We start from the raw sequence: 26,530 nt of genomic DNA, 5'->3' as shown, positions 1-26,530 counted from the left end.
TAATTTTAGCCCTCAATCATTTTCAATGAAGCGCACTTTCTATCTAACGAGCCTGTTTTCCATCCTTTCATTCACATTAACCGCCCAGTCTGCTCTCATCCCCATCGAAACCGCTAATAATGCCCTGGTCCTGCACATAACTTCCAGTAAAGATCTCCAAACGATCTACTATGGCCGGCGCCTGTCCGATACCACCGAATATACCCTGGTGCCGGCTGCCTACCGCCAGCCCGGTGATCCCTCCGGCCTTTTCAATTCCGCCTATACGCCGTCCGGCTCACGCAACCTCATAGAGCCCGCCATATCGGTGACCCATGCGGACGGAAATTATTCCCTTGACCTTCGGTTCGTCAGTCAGCAAGTCACCAGAATAAGTGACGACGTATCCCAGGTGGCCATTCTCCTCAAAGATCCCGTATATGACTTTGAGGTGACACTCTACTATAAGTCCTATTACAAGGAAGACGTCATCGAGCAATGGAGCGCCATCCGTCACCATGAAAAGGGGAATGTCATCCTTCATAAATATGCATCGGCCAACCTCCACCTTCAGGCGGAAAGCTATTGGCTGCGTCAATACCATGGCGATTGGGCAAAAGAGATGCAGCCGGAAGAAGCCCGCCTCACCCATGGTATCAAGACCCTGGACTCAAAGCTGGGCGCAAGGGCTGACCTGTACCAGCCTCCCGTATTCATGGTTTCCCTGAACAAGCCAGCTACGGAGGATGAAGGGACGGTACTGTATGGAGGCGTGGAATGGAGCGGCAATTTCAGGATCGACCTGGAAGTAGACCCCCAGGACAACCTCCGTATCCTCGCAGGGATCAATAATTATGCATCCCCTTACACCCTGGCGCCAAATGAAGTGTTTGCGACGCCGCCTTGCTGGTACAGTCTCTCTGATAAAGGGAAAGGGGACGCCAGCCGTAAAGTCCAGCGCTGGGCAAGAGATCACAAGCTGCTGGATGGAAAAGGGGCCCGCCTTACCCTCCTCAACAACTGGGAGTCCACCTATTTTGACTTCAACGAGGCCCGCCTGGCGGAGCTGCTGAAGGATACCAAAAAGCTGGGCGTCGACCTCTTCCTGCTGGACGACGGCTGGTTTGCCAATAAATATCCCCGCAATGACGACCACGCCGGCTTAGGCGACTGGCAGCCCAACCGGTCCAAGCTGCCCAATGGCATCACTTCCCTCGTAAAGGAAGCACAGACTGATGGCGTGAAATTCGGCATCTGGGTCGAACCCGAAATGGTCAATCCCAAAAGCGAACTGTATGAACAACACCCGGACTGGGTGGTCAAACAGGCAAAAAGAGAAGAACATTATTTCCGCAACCAGCTGGTGCTGGATCTGACCAACCCAAAAGTGCAGGACTTTGTGTATGGCGTCGTGGACAACCTCTTCACACAAAACCCCGCGCTTGCCTATATCAAATGGGACTGCAATGCCGTGATGTACAACGCTGCCTCGGCCACACTAAAAGACCAATCCCATTTTTACGTGGACTATGTCCACGGTCTGTATAAAGTGCTGGAAAGGCTTAGGGCCAAATATCCCAAAGTACCCATGATGCTTTGCTCCGGCGGCGGCGGACGGGTGGACTATGGGGCCCTGCAATATTTTTCCGAGTACTGGCCCAGCGACAATACGGATCCGCTGGAACGCATTTTCATCCAATGGGAATACTCTTATTTCTACCCCGCAATTGCCTCCTCCAATCACGTCACCGACTGGGGTAAACAACCCCTGAAGTTCCGTACCGACGTGGCCATGATGGGCAAGCTGGGCTTCGACATCGTCGTCAGCAAGCTGAGCCCGAACGACCTGCAATATGTCACGTCTGCCGTCAACACCTATAATACAATTAAGGACCTGGTTTGGCAAGGCGACCAGTACCGCCTCTCTAACCCCTCCGATAACAGCGTTGCCTCCATCCTCTATATGGACGAAGGAAAGTCCAGGGGAGTTGTCTTCAGCTACCTCGTCAACGCCCGCTATGGCGCCGGCAGCCCGCTGCCCATCCGCCTGAAAGGATTAGATCCCGCTAAAAAATATCATATAAGGGAGATCGATCTTTACCCCGGCGTGGCCTCCTCCCTGGAGAAAGGGAAAGTATATTCCGGGGATTTCCTGATGAAAGTGGGCATCAACCCCGATGTCCATACCGGAAGGGCCAGTGTCGTGCTGGCGCTGAACGAGGACAAATAGGTCATATCAGTGGGCCATAAAAAATTACAGGGATTGTAGACACAATCCCTGTTGACTTTTATAATAAAAACGAACGACTCCAGCGGGCCTTGTCCGATTGGCCCGAGGCTCTTTAGAGGTCTTGTAAGAACCTCTCCAATAATATAAAGAAGAGGGGTCTGTAGAAACAAACCCCGCACTGTTTTTTAGACAGTCACATGAGAAAACTATATGAACGGAATTAACCGCAATAATCAATCGTACCCAATTAAAGGAAAATGCTTCTGAGCGTAATGTGTAGTAGTCGACGGAATAGTTTTGTATGATCTCAGTGTGCCGGCAAGGATGAGGTTAGACTATGCTGGTCCGTCAAGCCATCAGTCTTTGGTTGGTGGAACACTCGGCAAAGATAGAATGAAATACTCCAATAAGTCAAGCAGTGATCCTTAAATTTTTTCTAAAAATACAGGCCTTTTTTTGTCCATAGCTACATCTTGTTGGTGTAGCTGGCATACTTGTTTGTGTAGCCTCGTCATTGTGTAATACAGACACGCTAAGGGTAAACTTGGACTTATTCCACGGGTTTTCAGCGTAACTTTGGCTAAATCTCATGGACATGGAACAGACAAAAAATAAGAGCTTCGGCGACCTCATCAATGGCGACAAGCCTGTTCTCGTGGATTTTTCTGCGGAGTGGTGCGGCCCTTGCAAAATGATGCCCCCGATATTAAAAGAGCTGAAAACCAGATTGGGAGACGCCGTCACGATCCTGAAAATGGATATTGACAGAAATCCTGCGATTGCATCGGCTTACCAGATCCAAAGTGTGCCTACCCTGATGGTGTTCCGGAACGGGCAGATCAAATGGAGGCAAAGCGGTGTGCTGCCCGCGGCGCAGATCGCATCCGTACTGGAAGGCGTCATTGCCGGCCAGCGCTAATAAGAATTTTTTTTTAGCTTGGCTCTCGTCGGCAAAATCGCATAATTTTCCGCATGATTACTACGCGTATTGTCCCCTGGATGACAGCCTGCCTGGTCTTGGGCAGCAACCTCCATGCCCAACGGCTCACTTCTTTGGTAGATCCCTTCATCGGCTCCGGCGGCCACGGCCACGTCTTCGTTGGCGCCAGTGTTCCCTTCGGCGCCGTTCAGTTAGGCCCGGAAAACAATTTTTCCGGATGGGACTGGTGCTCGGGCTATCATTACTCCGACAGCATCCTCATCGGCTTTTCCCATACGCATCTCAGCGGCACAGGCATCCCCGACCTGGGCGATGTCCTGATCATGCCTTCCTTTGATACGACCTATTCATCCCGGTACTCCCACAAAGAAGAGACCGCAAAACCCGGCTTTTACTCCGTCAGGCTCCTTAGCTCCGGCATCGATGCGGAGCTGACTGCCACTGAAAGAGTAGGCTTTCATCAATACCACATCCCCCCTGGCCGGGATCTCCATATCATGATCGATCTGACTAAAGGCATCGGCGATGAGACCACCGGCATGAATATTCACCAGACAGATGACTATACGATAGTAGGATATCGCAATTCAAAAGGATGGGCCGATGACCAGCGGCTGTATTTCGCCATCAAAAGCCAGCTGCCCGTAAAGCGCTTCACCGTCGATGGCGGAAAAGGCCTCATCACCTTCGGGAATCCCGCACAGGTGATCCGGCTGAAAGTGGGTATTTCTCCCGTAAGTACAGAAGGTGCGCTGGCGAATATATCCGCAGAGGTCCCTCATTGGGATTTCACAAGGGTTCGGCAGGAGGCGGAGAAAAAATGGGAAGACAAGCTATCCCGTATCCGCGTCGACACACGCGACGCTACAGACAAAAAGATCTTCTATACCTCCCTGTACCATACCATGATCGACCCGGCTATCTTCAACGATCACAATGGGGATTACAGGGGACCAGATAAGAAAGTGTACCAGGGCGCGTCCTTCACCAATTATTCCGTTTTTTCCCTCTGGGATACCTATCGCGCCAATCATCCCTTGTACACCCTTATTGCACCCGATAGGGTGAACGACCTGGTGCAGACCATGCTGGCGATCTATCAGCAGCAGGGCAAGCTCCCCATCTGGCACCTGATGGGATGCGAGACCAACACGATGCCCGGCACCAGCGGTGTCCAGGTGGTGGCGGAAGCCTATCTGAAAGGGTTCCGTGGGTTCGATACGGCCCTGGCGCTCGAGGCGATAAAAGGATCGGATCTGCGCAACGAAGCCGGCCTTGACTATGTCCGGTCCCAGGGGTATATTCCCTGCGACAAGATGGAGGAATCGGTGGCGAAAGCGATGGAATATTCCATCAGCGACGGCAGCGCAGCCCTCATGGCCAGGAAGATGGGCAGGATGGAAGACTATGCCTGGTTTGCTAAAAGAGCGTTGAACTACCGCAATTATTTCGACACGGCTACCCGTTTCTTCCGGGGTAAGAGGGCGGATGGCAGCTGGAACCCTGTATTCGACCCAGCCCGTACCTCGCATCCCTGGATCGACGATTATGCTGAAGGCAACGCCTGGCAATACCTCTGGCTCGTGCCGCAGGACGTGGAAGGACTGATAAAGCTGCTGGGCGGAGATAAAGCCTTCGTAAACAAGCTGGACAGGCTCTTCACCACGCAATCGCTACCCGATTCAAATGCGCCGCCGGACATCGCGGGACTCATCGGTCAGTATGCCCATGGCAACGAGCCGGGACATCATACCACCTACTTATATGCTTATGGCGGGGCCCAGTGGAAAACTGCGGAAAAGGTTCGCTATATTGAAAAGAATATGTACCAGGCTGCCCCGGACGGGGTCAGTGGCAATGAAGATTGTGGACAAATGTCGGCATGGTACGTCTTTTCCGCCATGGGTTTTTATCCTGTATTTCCCGCCAGCGGCGCCTACGTCCTGGGTAGCCCGCTGCTGGACAAAGCCACTATCAGCCTGCCAGGGGGAAAAAGCTTTGTCGTGGAGGCAGTGAACAACAGCCCTGAGAATATCTATATCCGGCACGTGGAGCTCAACGGAAAGAAATACGGCAAAACCTACATCCTCCACCAGGATATCATCAAAGGCGGAAGCTTGAAGATCACGATGGGTAACAAACCCAACTTTGTATTCGGACAAGCGCCCGCCGCACGCCCAAAGTCCGACTACTCACTTAAATGATAGGAAAAATTCAGAAAAACCGATGATAAACCTATCTCTTATATTGACCCTGCTGTGTTACCAGCCCGGCATCGTCCTCAAAAACGTCTCCATCATCGACGGCACGGGCTCACCTGCCCGGAAAAACACCAACCTCATCATCAGGGACGGCATTATCCAAAACATCAGCCAATCCATTCCGGCAGGAGGCGCATCCATCGACATGACCGGCAAATTCATCATGCCCCTCATCAGCAATGTGCACGGCCACCTGGGCAATGTAAAGGACACCACCATGTCCGCCGCCAACTATACACCAGCCAATGTCCGCCATCAATTGCAGCGCTACCTGGACTATGGGGTAGGGGCCATCCTCTCCATGGGCACGGAACAGCCCGTCGGCGTGAAGATCCGCGACTCTTCCAGGGCCGGCCTCATCCCGGGCGCCACTATGTATTCCGCGATCTTCGGTTTCGGGGTTAAGAGCAGCCTGCCCCCGGAATCCATGGGCTTCTCCCATGTCTACCGGCCTGAAACAAAGGAAGAGGCCATAAAGGACGTCGATGAGCTGGCGCCTTTAAAGCCGGACGCTATTAAAATATGGGTGGATGGCAACCCCGCCATGAAGGAAGAGATATACACAGCCATCATCGACGAAGCCCACCAGCACGGCATCCGCGTAGCATCCCATCTCTACAGGCTGTCGGATGCGAGGAAGCTGGTAGCCGCCGGCGTGGACATCATCGCGCACAGCATAAGGGATGAAGAGATCGACGAAGCTTTTGCAGCGGAGATAAAGAAGAAAAATATCATTTATATCCCCACACTCACCCTGGATGAATTTGCCTTCATCTACGCAGAGAACCCGGAATGGCTGAACGATCCTTTTTTCCGCGAGGCCCTGGACCCCGGTGTGTATGAGATGATCACCAGTCCCGCTTATAAGGAAAAAATAAAAAATAACCCTGCCGCACAAAGGGAAAAAGAAGCCCTGCGCATCGCCATGAAGAACCTGCTTACGCTCTTCCGGGCAGGCGTGACCATTGCGTTGGGCACGGATTCCGGGGCAATGCCCATCCGCGTGCAGGGTTTTGCAGAACACCTGGAAATGGAGCTGATGGTGCAGGCGGGACTGTCGCCATTGGAAGCCATCCGCGTGGCAACCCTCAACGCCGCTGCCGCACTACAGGCGGATAAGCATACGGGTTCCCTGGAACCTGGAAAAGCGGCCAGCTTTATCGTACTGGATAAAGACCCTTCCGTGGACATCCGGAATACGAGGCGGATCAACGGTATTTGGGTCAAAGGCAGGAAGATCAGCAGCGGTCCCGAAAAGCAATAATTTTTCCGTAAATTTATAAGGGTGATCATAAAGCCCTGTATATGGTGAAACTGACAGTCAATCAAAAGGAATACCAGGTGGACGCCAGTCCGGACATGCCGCTGTTATGGGTGCTCCGGGATGTATTGGGGCTCACCGGTACAAAATTCGGATGCGGGATGGCCCTCTGTGGCGCATGCACCGTGCATCTTAATGGAGAGGCCGTCCGCTCCTGCGTGACCTTGTTGGAAAGGGCGGCAGGCCAGCAGATCACCACCATCGAAGGACTCTCGGCCGACAACAGCCATCCATTGCAAAAAGCCTGGATACAGGCAGACGTCCCTCAATGCGGCTATTGCCAGTCCGGCCAGATCATGTCGGCAGCTGTCTTGCTGAGAGAAAATCCGCATCCCACCGATAAAGACATCGATGACGCCATGACGGGTAACATCTGCCGCTGCGGTACCTATCCACGAATCCGCAAAGCCATTCACCTGGCGGCACAATTACAGGAGGGAGGTGCGCAATGAAAAAAGTGATCTACACGTTAATGACGACAATCTTTCTGGGCATGGTCTTCATGTCATTCCATAAAGAGCCCGCCAGCGCATCGGCGGTCTCAACCAAACCCGCCACTACATCGCCCGGCCTGCCCGCACCCGGCGCCGACAAAGCCGCTTCTCAAAAAGCATTCCTGGCCGTGTACAAAGTACTTATGAGCCCGAGGTGCATGAACTGTCACCCTTCGGGCGATGCACCCCTGCAGGGCGACGACAGCCACCCGCATGCACAAAATGTTCAGAGAGGCGCCGAAGGCAAGGGAGTTTACGCATTAAAATGTACCAATTGCCATCAGCCGCAAAATACGCCCGGCGAAAATATGCCTCCGGGCAATCCTAAATGGTCGCTTCCTCCCGCAGACATGAAAATGGTCTTCCAGGGACGTACGCCCCGTCAGCTGGCCGCTCAATTGCTGGATCCGAAGCTCAATGGCGGAAGAACAAAACAGCAGCTGATCGACCACGTTACATCCGATACCCTGGTGCTGTGGGGCTGGCATCCTGGCGATGGCCGCACCACTCCGCCTTTGAACCATGCGGAATTTGCAAGGCAATTCAAACGTTGGATCGACAAAGGCGCCTATCTTCCGGATAAATAATGCGCTATCCTCCATGACAAAGAAGATCTCCCGTCTGCTGAAACAAGGCCAGTTCTCCGTCAACGGCAGCCTGTGGCTGGAAGGCGATGGCCTGCGTTTTTTTGGCCCGGGCCCTGTAGAGCTGCTGCAGCTGATCCAGGAAACAGGCTCCATCAACGCTGCTGCAAAGAAAATGCAGATGTCCTACAAAAAAGCCTGGCAGCTGGTGAACAACCTCAATGCCATGGCCGCCCAACCCATGGTCATCACCGCCACGGGCGGAGAAAAAGGCGGCGGGTCTTCCATATCGGATGAAGCCATGCAATTAATAGACTACCACCGCCGGCTGAGAGAAAGATTTAAAAAATTCCTGGAAGAGGAGACCCGTCAATTAACCGGGTAACCCCTTACAAAGTCGCCATATCGATGACAAACCGATACCGCACATCGCCTTTCACCATCCGGTCATACGCCTTATGAATATCCTTTATATCGATCATCTCTATATCCGAAACGATATTATGCTCAGCACAATAATCCAGCATTTCCTGCGTCTCGGGAATACCTCCGATACATGATCCGGCCAGGCTTTTCCTGCCAATGAGCAGGCTGAACGCATGGATCTGCGCGGGCTCCGGCGGAACGCCCACACAGATATGCGTCCCATCCGTCTTCAGCAAAGAAAGATAAAGCCCGAAATCATGCGGGGCCGACACCGTGTCGAGGATAAAATCGAAATACCCCTTTACTGCTTTCAACTGCGCAGCATCCGACGTAACAACGAACTTATGGGCCCCCAGCTTACGCGCAGCCTCTTCCTTGGAGGGAGAAGTGCTTAGCACGGTGACCTCTGCTCCAAAAGCGACACCGAATTTTACAGCCATATGGCCCAAACCTCCTAAGCCCAATACTGCCAGCTTATGTCCCTTACCCACTTTCCAGTGACGAAGAGGAGAGTACGTAGTGATGCCCGCACAAAGCAAGGGCGCCACAGCCGGCAGCGACAGCTTCTCCGATACATGAAGCACGAAGTCCTCATGCACCACGATCGTATTGGAATAACCGCCATAGGTAGGCGTCCCGTCTTTCTCCCTGCCATTGTAAGTGCCGACCATGCCCGTGCCGGTGCAATACTGCTCCAGGCCATTCTTGCATTCTTCGCAGACCCGGCAGGAATCGACCATGCAGCCTACGGCGGCCAGATCGCCTGCTTTGAATTTTTTTACATGGGCGCCGACCTTTTTCACCGTACCTACGATCTCATGCCCCGGCACCATCGGAAAGATGGATCCTCCCCATTCATCCCGGATCTGGTGCAGGTCTGAATGGCAAACTCCGCAATACGAAATATCAAATTGAACGTCATGAGGGCCTACGTCCCGGCGTTCGAAGGTCCAGGGGGCGAGATCCGTGGTAGCGCTTTGAGCTGCATATCCTTTTGTCGGCGTCATAATAAAGATTTATCGTACAAATGTCGCCGCTTTGTACCAATAAAAACTTTAAAAAATCAATCAAAAACTTGTAAAGATCAAACGACGGCACTAGTTTTTTGCTGAGTAGCCCTGGCGCTCCGGAGGATGGTCTGCCGGAAATTTTTCAGTACGGCCTTCGAAGTAAGGTATTGAGGAATGGACAGGAATACAAATTTCAGGTTGCCCCGGCCGTAGAGGGAAATATTCATATAGATATGTTCTCCATCCTGCAAGATGAGATACTCCTTATTAAAGGTGGATGTGCGGGGACTGGTGATAATGATGATCTGCTCGCCGCAGTTATGCCGGATGATCCCCGGGTATTTCCGCAGCAGGAAGCGGATGATGGCGGTCTGGTCTTCCTCGGTCCGGGTACTTTTGGCGGTTGCCAGCCTGTTCTGAAGGAACATGCTGATGATCACCAGCAACGCAGGCACCGACACCAGCACAACGATCAATAGAGCAGCCCCGCCATAGTATGCAAAAGCGATCAATGCCAGGCAGATCAACAGGGTAATAGCGCCGGACATAAAATGTCTCACCGACAGGAACAACCGTTGTTTGCGGGTACCTTGGTAGATCAGCCGTTTTCTACGTATACTTTTTGCGAAATCAATGCTTCTATTCATAGAACGAGGTACGTGTGACGATTCTGCCAAAATACAAAGAATTCCTCACATACAAAAACCCCCACAAAGTAGGGGTTTTTGTATAACCAATTGATTATTAAAGGGTATAGAACAGCCCTGCCTGCAGGACACGCCCATATACCTTCGCCGCTGCTTCCCCATCGGCGGCTTTTCCCAGCTTGGTAAGCCCGAAATTGTACCGGACATTGAAGCCTATTTTCCCATCGGCGATGGTATAGCCTACGCCCAACGCCCAGGAAAGGTCCGTCTTCTTAAAATCATCCTTCAGGTCCTCGGATTGCCCGTTGGCCTTTGCTTTCGCGGACAAGAGATAGCTCAGCTGAGGGCCCGTCTGTACAAACAGGCCGCTGGCATGGCGATACTGTAATAAGACGGGCAGCGCCAGGTAACCCAGGTGCAGGCTCGCCTTTGTGGTGATGATCTCGTCGCCATCGCCGGACGTCTCTACCTCCGCCTTGGAACCCTGGGCGGAATACAACAGCTCAGGCTGCAGGCTGAGCGAGCTCACCAACGGAATGCCCGCCTGAACGCCGCCATGAAAGCCGATCAACGAGCTGGTCCCCACAGCATCCTTGCCTCCTACGTTGGAAAGGTTGGCCCCGGCTTTGAACCCGAATTTCACCTGGGCCTGCGAGAAATAACTAACACCTGCACACACTACAATTAGTAAAACCTTTTTCATAACAATTTTATTTTTTTCACAAATAAAGCGCGTGAAAGCCGCTGTCGGAGGGCCTCCCTGCACGAAGCCGCAAAAAGCTAGCATGAATTGTAGTATTTTTACCCGCTGCTGAACCTGTATGACGAACTATGCAACATTGGAAGATCAACACCTGCTCCTTGCATTGCAAAAGGGCGATGAAAAGGCATTCAACGAAATTTACCAGCGTTATTGGGAGAAGCTGGTAGCCATCGGCTATTACCACACCCGCAACAAACAATGGGCGGAAGAGGTCGTAGGGGACGTGCTGATCGGTCTCTGGAATAGAAAACAGGACATGCAGATCCATTCCCTGTCCGCATATCTGGGTACAGCCGTCAAATATGCAGTGTTCAAAGTGCTGGTGCGCCATCAGCGCCGGCAGGACATTTTACTTCAGCAAGCCGGCCCGGACACCGACGATGCGACGGAAAAAAAGCTGGACGCCCGGTTCTTAAGGGAATTCCTGGATGGCGTCGTGGAGACCCTGCCTGAAAAGACCAGGCTGGTCTTCAGGTATAGCCGGGAGGACCAGCTCTCCGTATCCGAGATTGCGGGAAAGATGGAACTTTCTCCCAAATCCGTTGAGTACCACATCACAAAGGCGATAAAAACACTACGGGAGTACATCCAAAAGTTCAATAATATCCTTCCTTTCTAAAAAATATTTTCCTACGCTTTAGGGTTGCAGGGCTTTCATGGGTACTTATTAGTAGCATGGAACAAAATCGCCTTTACGACCTGATCCGGAAATATGCCGATGATATGGCCACTCCGGAAGAAGTGCAGGAACTGCACGAATGGTACCAAACGGTCAACACATCCGCGCCCGTGGAATGGCCCGCCGTCGATCCCGGGGAAAAGCAGCTATTGCAGGAAAGACTCTGGCAACATCTCAAACCTCAGCACGCATCGCGTCTGCGCGTCATCCGGATGGCAACGCGGGCCGCCGCCTGCCTGCTGGTACTGGCCGGCGCCTGGATGGCCTGGCGGTATATGGGTAATAAAGGCCCTGATCTCATCTCCATCCAAAATCCCTCCGGTAAGGTGACAGCCATCAGCCTGCCGGACAGCAGCCACGTCTGGCTGAATGCGGCCAGCACCCTGCGGTATGCAAAAGCTTTCAGCAGTCATCGTGAGGTCTTCCTGGATGGAGAAGGATATTTTGACGTTGCTGAAGACGCGGCACATCCTTTTGTCGTGCATGCAGGACAGCTGACCACCACCGTCCTGGGCACCAGCTTCGACGTAAGGAGCTTTGCAACGGAGACCCATACCACGGTGACAGTCATACGAGGAAAAGTGCAGGTGGAAAACCAGCATAGCCTGCTTGATCGGCTGACACCCGCCAGACAGCTGCAGTGGAATGAGAAAAGCCGGCAATCCAGAACAGTATCCGTCGACACGGCGCATACCCTGGCATGGCAGCACGGACAACTGCAGTTCGATGATGAAACGCTGGAAGAGATCGCCGGTACGCTAAGCCGGTGGTACAATGTAAAATTCATCTTCAAAGATCAGTCCTCGCGCAGCTACAGGATGATCGGAAGCTTTAATAACACGGAACCCCTTTCTCAGGTGCTGACGGCGATGAGCAGTCTCGTCGACCTTCACTGGACCTTTTCTGAAAAAGATCGCACCGTCACTTTATCCGGCAGAGCTCACCAATAAAATAATTATGAACATAAGAACGATAACCACAGTCTTACTGGCTCTGGCCGCCACGGCTTTCACCGCTGCCGCCGCGCAGGACATCTCCCAGGTGAAAGTAACCCTGCGTCTCCAACACAATTCGCTGAAAGAGGCCATGCACGCCATCGAGCAAATAACGCCATTTAAGTTCCTGGCCCGCTCGGAAGACGTGGATGCAGTACAGGATCTCTCTTTGGAAGCAACGTCACAACCGCTGGACAAGGTGCTGCGCCAGCTGCTGAAAGGACATGATATCCAATTCCGCCAGGTGGGGACCAACATTGTCTTACGCTATATCCCGTCAAAGCACCCCGTCTCCTACAATTCCCCGGTGGCTTACTCCGCACCCGAAAAATATACCATCAGCGGCGCCGTCCGCGCGCAGAAAACGGGCGAGTCGGTCATCGGCGCCACCATCCGGGCCGGCAGCGCCACTTCCAGCTTCTTTACCGCAACGGTCAGCAATGAATATGGTTTTTATTCCCTCACACTGCCGGCAGGATCCTATCACCTGGAGATCAGCACGGTCGGTATGGCCACCGTCGCACTGGATATCCGGCTGAACGGCGATACGACGCTCAACATCCCCCTGGCGGAGGCGGCAAGAGATCTGCAGGAAGTGACCGTACGTGCGACCACCCCCGGCAGGAGCCTGAGAACGCCCCAGATGGGCATGGAGCGTATGAGCATGTCCGAAATAAAGGACTTGCCCGTCATCTTCGGGGAAAAGGACGTACTGAAAACGATACAGATGCTGCCGGGCATCAAATCGGCCGGGGACGGCAACAGCGGGTTCTATGTCCGGGGCGGCGGCGCCGATCAGAACCTGATCCTCCTGGACGAAGCCACTGTATACAACCCATCTCACCTGCTGGGCTTTTTTTCCACCTTTAATTCGGATGCTATAAAAAATATTGTCGTCTACAAAGGAGGAATGCCCGCTCAATATGGAGGCAGGCTCTCTTCCGTGGTCGACGTGAAAATGAATGAAGGGAATAACAGGGACCTCGGGGCCAGCGGTGGCATCGGCCTTATTGCAAGCCGCCTGAACATAGAAGGCCCGATCCAAAAGGACCGGTCGTCATTCCTGGTCTCCGGCCGCAGGACCTATGCCGATATGTTCCTTCGCCTGTCCAATGACTCCACTGTCAACAAGAGCCGGCTGTACTTCTATGACCTCAATGCAAAGATGAATTACAAGCTGGGGGAGAAGGATCGCCTTTACTTCTCCGGTTATTTCGGGCGGGATGTGCTGAGCCAGGACAACCTCGCCGGCATCAACTGGGGCAATACGACGGCTACAGCGCGATGGAACCACGTATTCAACAGCCAGCTGTTCTCCAACACCTCCCTTATCTACAGCAACTACGATTTTAAGATCACCAACAAAGAAGCCGGCAACGAATTCAATATCATCTCCCAGATAAAGGATTGGAACCTGAAGGAAGATATCCAGTGGTATGCCGGCAGCGCACATACGGTGAATATGGGGATAAATGCTGTACACCATGCCATCCGCCCGGGCGAGATCACTGCCAACAAGGATGCCGGCATTAATTCCATGATCTTTCCCCGGCGTTATTCCCTGGAGAACGCCTTATATGTCACAGACACCTGGAAAGCATCGGGCAGGCTGACCTTTACGTACGGGATACGGCTCTCCGCATTCAATGTACTGGACACCCTGCAACATAGCAAAATAACAAAGACTTATTTCAATGCAGAACCCAGGGTGGCTGCCGCCTGGCAGCTGAACGAGATCACTTCGCTTAAAGCCTCGTATGTCAGGAATACGCAGAACCTTCATCTCGTATCCAATTCCACCACCTCTTCCCCCACCGATCGCTGGGTAGCCAATACGGATATCATCCGTCCGGAGATCTCCGACCAGGTCTCGCTGGGCTATTATAAAGACCTTGCGGCCGGCCGGTGGGAGCTGACGGTGGAAACGTACTACAAGACCATGCAGCACCAGATAGATTATCGCGATGGGGCCAATATCTATACCAACGAACCCATCGAAACACAATTGCTTTTTGGAAAAGGCCGTGCATACGGCATTGAATGGCTCCTGAAAAAAAGAATGGGTCGGTTCACGGGATGGGTCAGCTATACCCTGTCCAAAACAGAGCGTAAGATCGACGGCATCAATAATAACCAATGGTACAATGCCCGCCAGGACAGGACCCATGACATCGCCATCGTAGGCACTTACCAGGTTAGTAAAAAGTGGACCATCTCGGCCGACTGGATCTTTTACACAGGCGATGCGGTGACTTTTCCCAGCGGCAAATACACGGTAGACGGAAATGTTTACTTCCTGTATACCAAACGGAATGCGTATCGTATGCCGAGCTACCATCGCCTGGACCTGGGCGCAACCCTCCAGCTGAAAAAACACAGGCGATTCTCTTCCGAGCTGAACTTCAGCCTGTATAATGCGTACGGCCGGCAAAATGCTTACCAGATCACCTTCCGGCAGGGTAAGAATGATCCCAATAAGACAGAAGCAGTGCGTACCAGCCTGTTCACTTTTGTTCCATCCATTTCCTATAACTTTAAATTCTAAATTATATGCGATCTGCATTTCTGCTCCTGATACCCATAGTCCTGGCCGGTTGCCAGAAGGTCATCAGCATCAATCTCAACAGCACTGAAAAAAAATATATTGTCTCCGGCAGGATCACGGATCAACCCGGAGAATGCCAGGTATCGATCACCCGGACAAAAGACTTCAGCGAGAACAACCAATTCCCCGGCGTCAGCGGAGCCGCCGTGACCGTGGAGGACCAGGGCGTCATCACCACTCTCCAGGAGTCCGGGTCGGGCCTGTACATCTGCGATACCCTCACTGGCCGTCCCGGCCATACCTACCTGCTCACCATACGCCTGGGAGGAGAGACTTTCTCGTCGGCTTCCACGATGCCCCAGCCTGTTAACCTCGATAGCATGTATGTCAGCACGGCACCGCTTAGCAAAACCAGGTATATTACCGTGACCTACAAGGACCCCTTGAACTTTCCCAACTATTATCACTTTATACAATATATCAACGGGTTGAAAGAGCCGACCATCTTTGTCAGCGACGATGAGTTTACGGACGGTCAAAAGGTTAAATCGCAGCTGCAATACAACAACGACACGGATAACCCCGCCCGGGATATCAAAAAGGGAGACAGTGTTAGTATCGATATGATCTGTAATGACGCCGCCGTTTATCAGTTTTGGTACAGCCTGAGCAGCGGAGCCACAGGCGCCAACGAAAGCGCTTCGCCGGCCAACCCGGTCAGCAATATTTCCGGCGGAGCAGTGGGATATTTCAGCGCCCAGACTATCCAGCGAAAAACCTTGTTGGTCAATTAATCGCCGGCATTCATCGGGATTACGCTAATTTGCGGCCGGGCGTTTAAATACCTCCTATGCGAAAAAATATCTATTCGTTCATACTGCTTATAGTAGTCCCTTTTTCTGTCGTAAAGCTCCAAGCCCAGCACGTAGTCCTGATCAGCATCGACGGACTACGACCGGACTTTTATCTTGATGATAGCTGGCCGGCCCCCAATCTGCGGCAACTGATGAAACAGGGAACCTATGCCCGGCATATGCGATCCGTTTTTCCCAGCTATACGTATCCATCACATACCGCCATGCTGACGGGAGCGCTTCCTGCCAGGAGCGGCATTTACTACAATGTGCCCGTTGGCAGCAAGGGTGAGTGGAACTGGTTTACCCGCGACATCAAAGTGCCTACCCTCTGGCGGACCATCAAAGCAGCAGGCATGACGACTGCCGCCATAGAATGGCCGGTCAGCGTGGACCCCAATATCACTTACAACATTCCTGAAATATGGGATCCCAAAGATCCGGAGGACAGGATCACCGAAGTCCGCAAGTACGCCACCCCCGGGCTGATAGAAGAGATAGAGTCGAAAGCCACGGGCAAGCTGGATGGCTACAGCATGAACGAGGCCTTTTTTAGCATGGATGCGCACGCAGGAATGATGGCCGCTTATATTTTTCGTACCTATAAGCCCCATTTACTGGCAGTGCATTTTGCAGGCGTTGACGGACAGGAACATAATATGGGTAGGGAAGGAGACAGCGTACGGCTGGCAGTGGCCGCGGCCGACAGGGCCGTCGGTGAGGTGCTGGAAGCGATTGAACGCAGTGGCATGAAAGACAGCTGTACGGTGCTGATCGTGGGCGATCATGGTTTCAGCGACCTTCGTTTCGTCATGCGCCCCAACATCCTGATCAAAGGAATAGAGGCATCCTTCGTTGCAGCCGGGGGATCTGCATTCCTCTATGTTAAAAAGCAAGGCGCCCAACGCCAGGCTGTCATACAAAACGTGAAAGCCCGGCTGGATTCCCTGCCCATCGCCTACAGAAGCATGTTCAGGATAATTGATAGAAAAGAGCTGGACATATTGGGCGCAGACAGCAATGCTGTGTTGGCGCTGGCCGCATTTCCCGGCCTGGTGTTCAGCGGCGCGGTAACGTCAAACCCTGCCAGCACGGGCCCCGGCACTACTTTGCGGCAAGGCGGCATTGATGGCATATTCGGCGCCGTAAAAGGCGGTCACCACGGATATGACCCACGTATACCGGAGATGTATACAGGATTTATTGCCGCGGGAGCGCACGTCAACAAAGGAAAGGAGATCCCCGATCTTTGCGTCACCGATATTGCGCCGCTCCTGGCCAGGCTGCTGCATCTCTCTTTCAGCGCACCAGACGGGCAATTGCCGCAGGGAGTTTTGAGGGACGAATGAGTTATACAACGGTAACAGGGAGCTGTAAGTAAAAAACCTAAGTGCATCCCATTATTCCCGGTTTTATACGCCAAACCCCTTATGAGAACCTTCCCAATTCTACTTAATTCTTCCCAAAAGGGGACAGCTAACGAGCATCCCAAGAAGCTAACTGCCTGATAATAAATCTAATAGATTTATGGCATGTTTTAGGAATACCCAATGGTCTGTCAACCAAAATCCAAAGTAGTCCTTAAACAACCAATACCAATATCCCTTCTATGAAAAGACCATTACACAAGGCCGTGAGAAGTGCTTTAGGGGTCGCTTTATTGATTCTCTTTACATTCCAGGGACAATCCCAGCAGATACTGGATCTGTTATCTACTTCGCCTACCGCAGCCTATTCCCTTCGCCAATTAAAAAGTACCGCCACGAAAGCTATCCAGGTGCGTCGCAGCAGCGACAACACGACAATGGATATTGGTTTCACCGCTGGTGGAGATCTTGATCAAACAACCCTGCTGTCCTTCGTTGGCGGCAACAATGGTTATATATCCATCTGGTATGACCAAAGCGGCAGCGGTCACGACGCTGTGCAGGCTACGGCCGCCAAACAACCGCGCATTGTCAATGCCGGCGTGGTAGACATACAGAATGGACGCGCCATCTGTGATTTCAACGGTACCACCCAAACGATGGCTACGGCCAATTTTGGGCTTTCAGGACCCTTGTCCGTTTTCCTGGTCAACAGGCGTACAGGCATTGGCACCTCTACCACAGGATATGTCACGATGTTCGATGGAACTTCCAACAATACTTTTAAGATTGCTTACCCCAATACCTCCAACCCCACCAGTATGGGTGTCTCTCCCCAGGATTGGAACAATGGGACGACTTTGCAGCCTGTGCCCCAGCTGAACAGCAATACCTTATTCTTGTACTCGGCCCTGACCGACGGGACCAACGGCGTACAATATCTCAACGGTGGCGTGCAATCGCACGATTTTCCTGCGTCTACGCCCAACCTGAATGGGATTCGCCTGTTCAGGGGTACTTCCGCTGCGGCTGATGAGCTGCCCGCCGGGCAGCTTTCCGAGGTGATCGTCTTTGCCAGCAAGCTGAGCGACGCGGATCGACAGATGCTGGAATGCAGCCAAAGCACCTATTATGCTATCCAGATCATCCCCGCGGGACTCGAGTTCTATGTCACCAGCGGCATTGCCGCCAGCGCCTGCGCACAGGTGAAGGAGGAAGTAGCCTGGCAGTCATCCAGCCTCAACAACGTGCAGGCCACGGGTAATAGTCTGTCCAAGTACCAGTCCGGCTCATGGGATGGAGGGGCCGCCAGCTGGAACACCATCGGCAACAACGGTTATTTCCAGTTCACAGCCAGCGAAACGAATAAATCCCGGATGGGAGGCATCAGCACCTCGCATACCAGCAACAGCTATCTCACTATTCAATATGCCTGGTTCCTGACCAGCGGGGGCAACCTGCAGATCTATGAGAATGGCTCTTACCGGGGAAGTTTCGGGACCTACGCTACAGGCGACATCATGAAGATCGCCGTGGAGAATAACATCGTCAAATATTATAAGAACGGGACGCTGCAATACATCAGCTCGACGGCTCCCACGCTGCCAATGGTGGTGGATGCGTCCCTGGCCGATAAAGGCGGCACCCTCACGAACGCCGTTGTGTCGAATCCCACTTCGGGAACTTTCACCGCGACGGCCCTGAATGCCGGATCGAGCCCCGGCTATCAATGGTTGTTGAATGGTAGCCCCGTTGGTACCAACAGTACTACTTATACGAATACTTCACTCAATGTGAATGATGTGGTAAGCTGTGTGCTTACCCCGAATATAACGGGTTGCGGCACCCTGACCATGTCGTCCAATAAGATCACCGATACGGTAGGCGCAGCCCCCAATGTGGATTTTTCCATCCAGGGTACGGCGGCCGCCACCAATTGCAGCGCCGTCACAGAGCAGGTGGAATGGAACTTGAGCTCCTTGTCCACCGGCATGTCCGTTGTTTCCACCAACAGCCTTTCGAAGTTCCAGTTCAACGGCTGGAATGGCGGGGCCGCCAGCTGGAATACGGTCAGTGACAATGGGTATTTTCAGTTCACAGCCAGCGAGACCAATAAATCCCGTATGGCCGGCCTCAGTACAAACCACACCAGCAGCAGCTATAGCACGATTCAGTATGCATTTTACCTCGTCAACGGCGGTAACCTCGTGATCTATGAGTCCGGCAGCTCCAGGGGATCGTTCGGCACTTATACCACTGGTGATGTCCTGAAGATGGCAGTAGAGTACGGCGTAGTGAAATATTATAAGAATGGCGCTTTGCTGTACATCAGCCAGGTGGTGCCCACCCTGCCGATGCTGGTGGATGTTAGCATCAATGACCAGGGCGGCACCATTAGCAACGCGACGGTGTCTAACTATAATGCCGGCGTTTTCACCGCTAATGCAGTGAATGCTGGCGCAAGCCCCACCTACCAATGGCTGCTGAATGGCAGCCCCGTGGGAACGAATAGCAGCACGTATACCAATACTTCCCTGAACAACAATGATGTGGTCAGCTGCGTATTGACTCCCAACCTGCCCGGCTGTAACCTGGCGCCGGTCACCTCCAATACCATCACCCAGACCGTCGTGTCTCCCATCAACTTGGATTTTGCCATCCAGGGCGTCGCGGCTGCCAGCAACTGTAACTCGGTGATCGAACAGGTGAAATGGAAGCTTGCCAATACGACCAACAATTTGACCATTGCCGCTGACAATACTGTAAGTAAATTCCAGAGCACCCTCGGCGGCTGGGATTGCGGCACCTATTCCTGGAACACGGTCAGCAACAATGGATATTTCCAGTTTACGGCAACGGAAACCAACAAGACGAGGGTGGCTGGTCTTAGCACAAACTATACCTCTTATGACAATACCGCCGTTCAATTCGGATTTTATCTCAACAGCAACGGCTCCCTGTCGATCACCGAATCCGGCATTGGCCGCGGGACCTTCGGAACCTATGCGACAGGGGATATCCTGAAGATCGCGGTAGAATCCAATGTGGTGAAATATTACCAGAATGGCAACCTTTTATACATCAGTAATACCACTCCCACCCTGCCTTTGGCGGTAGACGTGGCGTTGTACCATACGGGCTCCAGCATTGCTAATGCGCTGGTGTCGAATTATAATGCCGGTTCTTTCATCGCCAGCGCCGTCAACGCAGGTGCGGCCCCCACTTTCCAGTGGAAGGTCAATGGCGCCATCGTTCAGTCTGGCCCCAGCGCCACTTATACCAACGCCGGCCTGGCCAGCGGTGACGTGGTGACATGTCTCGTCACGCCCAACCTTTCCGGCTGCAGCGCCGTGCCAGTGGCTTCCAACCCCATCAAGGATACGGTGATCGCCCCCATCAATGTGGATTTCTCCATTGTGGGTACAGCGGCTTCTACCAGCTGCAGCGGCGTCATAGAGCAGGTGAAATGGAACCTGGGTAACACGACCAACAACGTGACGGTGGGATCCACGAACAATCTCTCCAAATTCCAGTCCTACAATTGGGATGGCGCGGCCGCCAGCTGGAATACGGTCAGCGACAACGGTTACTTCCAGTTCACCGCCTCCGAGACCAACACGGCAAGGATGGTGGGTCTCAGCACCAGCTACACCGGGGTCAACTATTCCAATATTCAATATGCTTTCTATCTTACCAGTGGTGGTAGCCTCCAGATCTATGAGTCCGGCACAGGTAAGGCAAGCTTCGGAACGTATAGTACGGGCGATGTCCTGAAGATCGCGGTGGAAGCAGGGACGGTGAAATATTACAGGAATGGCGCTCTTTTGTACATCAGTGCCGTGGCGCCAACCCTGCCGCTCCTGGTAGATGCTTCCCTGTATCATGTAGGCGGCACGATCACCAATGCGCAGGTCTTTAATTATAATGCAGGGTCCTTTACTGCCAATACAGTCAATGCAGGCCCTAACCCCACGTTCCGTTGGATGGTCAATGGCGCTACGATGCAGACGGGCGCCAATGCCACCTATGCCAATTCAGGCCTCGCCAACGGAGATGTGGTCACCTGCGAAATGACCCCGGACCTGGCCGGGTGTATCGCTGCACCCATCAGCTCCAATGCCATAAAGGATACGGTGGTCGCTCCCCTTAATATGGATTTTGCCATACAGGGCGTGCCCGTTACCACCAACTGCAATTCCGTCCTGGAACAGGTGAAATGGAAGCTGTCGGACCTCAACAACAATCTGACCATCCTTTCCACCAACGGCCTCTCCAGGTTGCAGAACAGCAACTGGAATGCAGGCGTATCTTCCTGGAACACCGTGAGCAACAATGGCTATTTCCAGTTCACGGCATCCGAGACCAATACCTATCGTGCGATCGGCCTCAGCAATACCTTCACAGGTAATAATTTCACCACTATTCAATATTGCTTTTATCTCAATTCCGGCGGCAGCCTGCAGATCTATGAGTCCGGCAGCGGGCGCGGAACCTATGGCAGCTATGTTCCCGGCGACATCCTGCGGATCGCCGTGGAGAACAATGTGGTGAAATATTATAAGAATGGCGCCCTGCTCTATCAAAGTAATACTGCCCCCACATTGCCATTGCTGGTGGACGCCAGCATCTATTCGGTCAATGGCACGATTACGGGCGCCATGGTGTCAAATTATAATGGGGGTTCCTTTACGGCCAGCACTGCGAACGCGGGCGTCAATCCCACCTTCCAGTGGAAAGTGAATGGTACGGTAGTGCAAACAGGAACGAGTGCCACCTATACCAATCCATCATTAAGCAACAATGACGTGGTGACCTGTCTGATGACCCCGGGCCTGTCCGACTGCAACGCCATACCGGTTGCTTCCAACACGATAAAGGATACCGTGATCACCCCGGCCAACCTGGACTTCGCTATTGCAGGTACCCCGGCAACGAGCAATTGCAACTCGGCCGTTGAGCAGGTGAAATGGAAACTGTCCGACCTTTCCACCAACCTGCTGATCGTGGGGACCAATGGTCTTTCCAGGTTCCAGAGCAGCGGCTGGAATGCCGGCGTATCTTCCTGGAATACCGTGAGCAACAACGGCTATTTCCAGTTCACGGCCACCGAGACCAACAAGTCCCGGATGGCGGGGCTCAGCACCACCTACACCGGCACCAGCTATACGAATATTCAATATGCTTTCTTTTTGGTATCAGGCGGCGCCCTGCAGATCTACGAGTCCGGCAGCGGTCGTGGATCATTCGGAACCTATGCCACCGGTGACATCTTGAAGATCGCCGTCGAGGCAGGTACGGTGAAATACTACAAAAATGGTACGCTGCTGTACATCAGCGGTGTCGCGCCTACGCTGCCCATGCTGGTGGATGCCAGCATCAGCGACCAGGGCGGCACCATCGGCGGGGCCATCGTGTCCAACTACAATGCCGGTGTCTTTACTGCCAATACGGCGAATGCCGGCGCCAACCCGGTCTTCCGTTGGATGGTCAATGGCGCCACCGTGCAAACGGGCACCAATGCCACTTATACCAACACGTCGCTGAACAATGCCGACGTGGTCACCTGCGAGCTGACGCCGGATCTTACAGGCTGCAATGCAACTACCACTTATTTGTCCAATACGATCACCGACAGCGTGGCGGCTCCCCTCAACATGGATTTCGCCATCACGGGCACCGCTTCCACCGCGAATTGTAAGTCTGTCATCGAGCAGGTGAAATGGAAACTATCCGATCTCAGTAACAACCTGGTCGTTGCTGGCACCAACAGTGTCTCCAGGTTCCAGAACTATGGTTGGAACGCGGCGGCCTCTTCCTGGAATACGGTGAGCAATAATGGTTATTTCCAGTTCACGGCGACCGAAACCACCACCAGCAGGATGGCCGGCCTCAGCGCCAGCTTCACCGGAACCAGTTACACCAACATCCAGTACGCTTTCTACCTGGTGTCCAATGGCAGCCTGGGCATCTATGAGTCAGGCAACAGCCGTGGTACGTTCGGTACCTATGCCACAGGGGATGTGTTGAAGATAACGGTGGAGAATAATGTGGTGAGATACTATAAGAATGGCGTTCAGCTGTATGTCAGCACCATCACGCCCGTATTGCCCCTTCTGGTGGATGTCTCCATCAATGACAAAGGCGGTAGCATCGGCAACGCGCTGGTGTCTAACTACAACAGCGGCACTTTTACAGCCACCACGGCCAACGCCGGCGCTAACCCCACCTTCCAATGGAAAGTGAATGGCGCCGTGATGCAGACAGGGACCAGCGCCACCTATACGAACACGTCATTGAACAACAATGACGTAGTGACCTGCGTGCTCACGCCGGATCTGGCGGGCTGCAACGTGGCCGCGACCTATACTTCCAATACGATCACCAATTCCAGCGTGCCGCCCCTGAATGTGGACTTCGCTATAACGGCAACAGCGGCCAGCTCCAATTGCGCCACCGTCATCGAACAGGTGAAATGGAAGCTGTCTACCCTGTCGTCCAATATGAACATCGTGTCCGTCAACAGTCTGTCCAAGTTCCAGTCCAATGGCGCATGGGATGGCGGCGTTGCCAGCTGGAACACAGTAAGCAACAACGGCTATTTCCAGTTCACGGCCACCGAAACTTCTACCAGCAGGATGGCGGGCCTCAGTACGAATTATACCAGCGCCAGCTATACGACCATACAATATGCATTCTACCTGGTATCCGGCGGCTCCGTGCAGATCTACGAATCCGGCTCCAACAGAGGGACTTTTGGTACCTATACACCGGGCGATGTGTTTAAGATCGCTGTAGAGAACAATGTGGTGAAATACTATAAGAACGGGACTTCCCTGTATATCAGCAGTGTGACCCCGGTGCTGCCCTTGCTGGTGGATGCATCCATCCGCGATGTGAATGGTACCATCGGCAATGCCCTGGTGTCTAATTACAGCACCGGTGTCTTCACGGCCAGCACGGTGAATGCCGGGACAAATCCCACTTTCGTGTGGCAGGTGAATGGGGTTACCGTACAGACAGGCGCCGGAACTACGTATACGAATGCCGGTCTTGCCAACAATGACGTGGTCACCTGCGTCCTTACACCCGATCTTCCCGGCTGCACCGTCTCTACGTACAACGCCGACACGATCAAAAACACGATAACACCACCCCTGAACCTGGACTTTTCCATACAGGGTGTGGTCGATCCTTCCAGCTGTGCGGCTGTCGTTGAGCAGGTGGAATGGAAATTGTCGACCCTGTCCCCCAATACGAATGTGGTGGGTGTGAATGGTTTGTCCAAATACCTGTCGAACAACGCCTGGGACGGCGGTGTAGGCAGCTGGAATACGGTGAGCAACAATGGGTATTTCCAGTTCACGGCCACCGAGACCACTACCAACAGGATGGCAGGTCTTAGCTCCAGCTACAGCAGCCCCAGCTATACGACCATACAATACGCCTTCTACCTGCTGGCCGGTGGCAGCCTGCATATCTATGAATCCAGCGTAGACAAAGGCGCCTTCGGCACCTATACCACCGGCGACATCCTGAAGATCGCGGTGGAAAACAATGTAGTGAGATACTACAGGAATGGCACGCTGCTGCGGAGCAGCGGCTCGACACCCACGCTTCCCATGCTGGTGGATGTCAGTCTATACAATACCGGTGCGACGATCTCCGGCGCCGTCGTTTCCAACCTCAATAGCGGCAGCTTTGTAGCCAATGCGGTTAACGCGGGCTCCTCACCCAACTTCCAATGGAAGGTGAATGGCTCGGTGGTTCAGACGGGCACCAGCGCCTCCTATAACAACCCCTCCCTGTCCAACAGTGACGTGGTGACCTGTGTACTCACGCCCAACCTGCCGGGCTGTGCGGCAGCAACCTATTCATCCAATACTGTCACCTATGTGAAGTCAGGGAATACGACGACCTGGACCGGTGCTGCCAGCACCAGCTGGTTCACCGCGGCCAACTGGTCGGGTGGTTTGCCGGACAGGTTCACATCTGCCGTCATTCCTTCCGGAACGCCGAACAGCCCGGTCATCACTACGGACGCAAACGTCTACGATCTCACGATCAACAGCGGGGCCTCCCTGACGATCTCCGGCTCACCCATACTATATATTTACAGGAACTTCACGAATAACGGCACCTTTACGCCCGGCACCGGAACCGTGAGCTTCGTCAGCTGCTCTTCGCCTGCCGTCATCAGCAGCGCAGGCACGGAGACATTCTATAACCTGGTGATCAATACGCCATATGGAGTGACCGTCGCCTCCGGCACACAGCAGGTGTCGAAGCTGATGACCTTTGTCTCGGGTGTCGTAACACAGAATGCCACCCTCACCTTCCTCAATGGCTCGGCCGTCTCGGGCGCATCGGACAACAGCCATGTCAATGGCGTCGTCACCAAGGTGGGAACGGGCGCCTTTACATTCCCCGTGGGAGATGCCAACTACTACAGGCCGATAGCCATGTCCGCGCCTTCCTCCGCAACGGATGTTTTCACAGCCCAATACATCCGTGCAAACCCGTCCCCGACGTATCCGCAAACTTCCAGGGATATCACCCTGAACAACGTTTCGGCGGCAGAGTACTGGATGCTGAACAGGGTCAACGGGGCTTCCAATGTTACGGTAAACCTGTCGTGGAATTCACATAGCGGCGCCATCACGAGCATGGGCGCCCTGCATGTGGCAGGCTGGAGCACCGCACAAGCCAAGTGGAAGGACCTGGGCAACAGCGCTACGACGGGTAATTCCGGCGCAGGAACCGTGACGTCAGGCGCTGCCGTAACTACCTTCGGCGCCTTTACGCTGGCTTCCCTTACGGTGAACAATATTCTTCCGATCCAATTGACTTACTTCCAATGTAATAAGGTCAACGCTTCACTGGTGGATATTGACTGGGCCACCGCCTCGGAACAGAACAGCAGCTACTTTACGGTCGAACGGTCAGCAGACGGGCAACATTTCGATCCGCTGCAGTCAGTGCCTGCAGCCGGCAACAGTGCGCAGCCATTGAGCTACTCCACCAAAGACAGCCATCCGCTGAAAGGGACGTCTTACTACCGGCTGAAGATGACAGACCTCGACGGGTCGGCAGTTTATTCTGACGTGCGCATGGTCAGCATCGGCGCTGTATCCGGCCTGACGATGTACCCGAACCCCACAACGGACAGGGTATTCATCGGGCTCAACGGCAACAAAGTGGAAAAGGTATCTGTCTTCGATAACACAGGCCGGCAGATGATGGTGGCGTTGCAGCCAGCTGATGCCATCCTTTCGCTGGATGTATCACGGCTGGCGACAGGAATGTATTTGGTGGTCATCGACTTGGATGACAAGACCAGAACAACCCAAAAGCTGCTCATAAAAAGATAAGTAAACATCCCCGGATAAGGAACGCCCCCGCAAGGGGGCGTTCCTCACTTTCAGCAGGTTCTGATGG

The 26,530-nt window shown here is 53.4% G+C and carries 16 protein-coding genes; 13 read left to right on the top strand and 3 right to left on the bottom strand.

The window, feature by feature from the left end; genetic code table 11:
- Positions 1–25 precede the first annotated feature (25 nt).
- The 7 genes from Q4E93_RS07745 to Q4E93_RS07715 all read left to right on the top strand — a co-directional run bounded on the left by Q4E93_RS07745 (position 26) and on the right by Q4E93_RS07715 (position 8,194).
- Positions 26–2,209 (top strand): alpha-galactosidase, encoded by a 2,184-nt coding sequence (locus tag Q4E93_RS07745; RefSeq protein WP_303584015.1) that lies wholly within the window; start codon positions 26–28, stop codon positions 2,207–2,209.
- Between the two features lie 595 nt (positions 2,210–2,804).
- Entirely contained in the window at positions 2,805–3,128 is a 324-nt protein-coding gene (gene trxA, locus Q4E93_RS07740) for a thioredoxin (RefSeq protein ID WP_303584013.1), read from the top strand.
- 53 nt (positions 3,129–3,181) lie between these two features.
- Entirely contained in the window at positions 3,182–5,353 is a 2,172-nt protein-coding gene (locus tag Q4E93_RS07735) for a GH92 family glycosyl hydrolase (protein ID WP_303584011.1), read from the top strand.
- Between the two features lie 22 nt (positions 5,354–5,375).
- Positions 5,376–6,674, top strand: a complete 1,299-nt coding sequence (locus Q4E93_RS07730; protein ID WP_303584010.1) for an amidohydrolase family protein — start codon at positions 5,376–5,378, stop codon at positions 6,672–6,674.
- 41 nt (positions 6,675–6,715) lie between these two features.
- A complete protein-coding gene (locus Q4E93_RS07725; protein ID WP_303584008.1) occupies positions 6,716–7,183 on the top strand; it encodes a (2Fe-2S)-binding protein in 468 nt (155 codons plus the stop codon).
- A 20-nt stretch (positions 7,184–7,203) separates the two neighbouring features.
- Complete coding sequence (locus Q4E93_RS07720; protein WP_303584006.1) at positions 7,204–7,812, top strand: hypothetical protein; 609 nt, start codon at positions 7,204–7,206, stop codon at positions 7,810–7,812.
- A gap of 13 nt (positions 7,813–7,825) precedes the next feature.
- On the top strand, positions 7,826–8,194 hold the full coding sequence (locus Q4E93_RS07715; RefSeq protein WP_303584004.1) for a winged helix-turn-helix domain-containing protein: 369 nt from the start codon (positions 7,826–7,828) through the stop codon (positions 8,192–8,194).
- Between the two features lie 4 nt (positions 8,195–8,198).
- Here Q4E93_RS07715 and Q4E93_RS07710 read toward each other — a convergent pair whose 3' ends face one another.
- The 3 genes from Q4E93_RS07710 to Q4E93_RS07700 all read right to left on the bottom strand — a co-directional run bounded on the left by Q4E93_RS07710 (position 8,199) and on the right by Q4E93_RS07700 (position 10,595).
- Complete coding sequence (locus Q4E93_RS07710; RefSeq protein WP_303584003.1) at positions 8,199–9,242, bottom strand: NAD(P)-dependent alcohol dehydrogenase; 1,044 nt, start codon at positions 9,240–9,242, stop codon at positions 8,199–8,201.
- Between the two features lie 77 nt (positions 9,243–9,319).
- Entirely contained in the window at positions 9,320–9,892 is a 573-nt protein-coding gene (locus Q4E93_RS07705; RefSeq protein WP_303584002.1) for a hypothetical protein, read from the bottom strand.
- Between the two features lie 97 nt (positions 9,893–9,989).
- Positions 9,990–10,595, bottom strand: coding sequence for a porin family protein (locus Q4E93_RS07700; protein ID WP_303584001.1), 606 nt, complete (start codon positions 10,593–10,595; stop codon positions 9,990–9,992).
- 118 nt (positions 10,596–10,713) lie between these two features.
- Here Q4E93_RS07700 and Q4E93_RS07695 point away from each other — a divergent pair, with 118 nt between their 5' ends.
- From Q4E93_RS07695 to Q4E93_RS07670, 6 genes are all read left to right on the top strand, one after another.
- The gene (locus Q4E93_RS07695; protein WP_303584000.1) at positions 10,714–11,274 is read left to right on the top strand and encodes an RNA polymerase sigma-70 factor; all 561 of its coding nucleotides are present in this window, start codon (positions 10,714–10,716) and stop codon (positions 11,272–11,274) included.
- A 56-nt stretch (positions 11,275–11,330) separates the two neighbouring features.
- The gene (locus Q4E93_RS07690; RefSeq protein WP_303583999.1) at positions 11,331–12,284 is read left to right on the top strand and encodes a FecR family protein; all 954 of its coding nucleotides are present in this window, start codon (positions 11,331–11,333) and stop codon (positions 12,282–12,284) included.
- A gap of 7 nt (positions 12,285–12,291) precedes the next feature.
- A complete protein-coding gene (locus Q4E93_RS07685; RefSeq protein ID WP_303583997.1) occupies positions 12,292–14,874 on the top strand; it encodes a TonB-dependent receptor in 2,583 nt (860 codons plus the stop codon).
- Between the two features lie 5 nt (positions 14,875–14,879).
- Complete coding sequence (locus Q4E93_RS07680) at positions 14,880–15,668, top strand: DUF4249 domain-containing protein (RefSeq protein ID WP_303583995.1); 789 nt, start codon at positions 14,880–14,882, stop codon at positions 15,666–15,668.
- A 56-nt stretch (positions 15,669–15,724) separates the two neighbouring features.
- Positions 15,725–17,077: an alkaline phosphatase family protein gene (locus tag Q4E93_RS07675; RefSeq protein WP_303583993.1), complete on the top strand. Its 1,353-nt coding sequence runs from the start codon at positions 15,725–15,727 to the stop codon at positions 17,075–17,077.
- A 260-nt stretch (positions 17,078–17,337) separates the two neighbouring features.
- Entirely contained in the window at positions 17,338–26,463 is a 9,126-nt protein-coding gene (locus Q4E93_RS07670; RefSeq protein WP_303583990.1) for a T9SS type A sorting domain-containing protein, read from the top strand.
- The last annotated feature ends 67 nt before the right edge of the window (positions 26,464–26,530 follow it).

Source organism: Flavitalea plasmicola (genome assembly GCF_030546645.1).
GTDB lineage: Bacteria > Bacteroidota > Bacteroidia > Chitinophagales > Chitinophagaceae > Puia.
The sequence above is the reverse complement of the archived record's forward strand: the minus strand, read 5'-3'. Positions and strand labels throughout refer to the sequence as shown.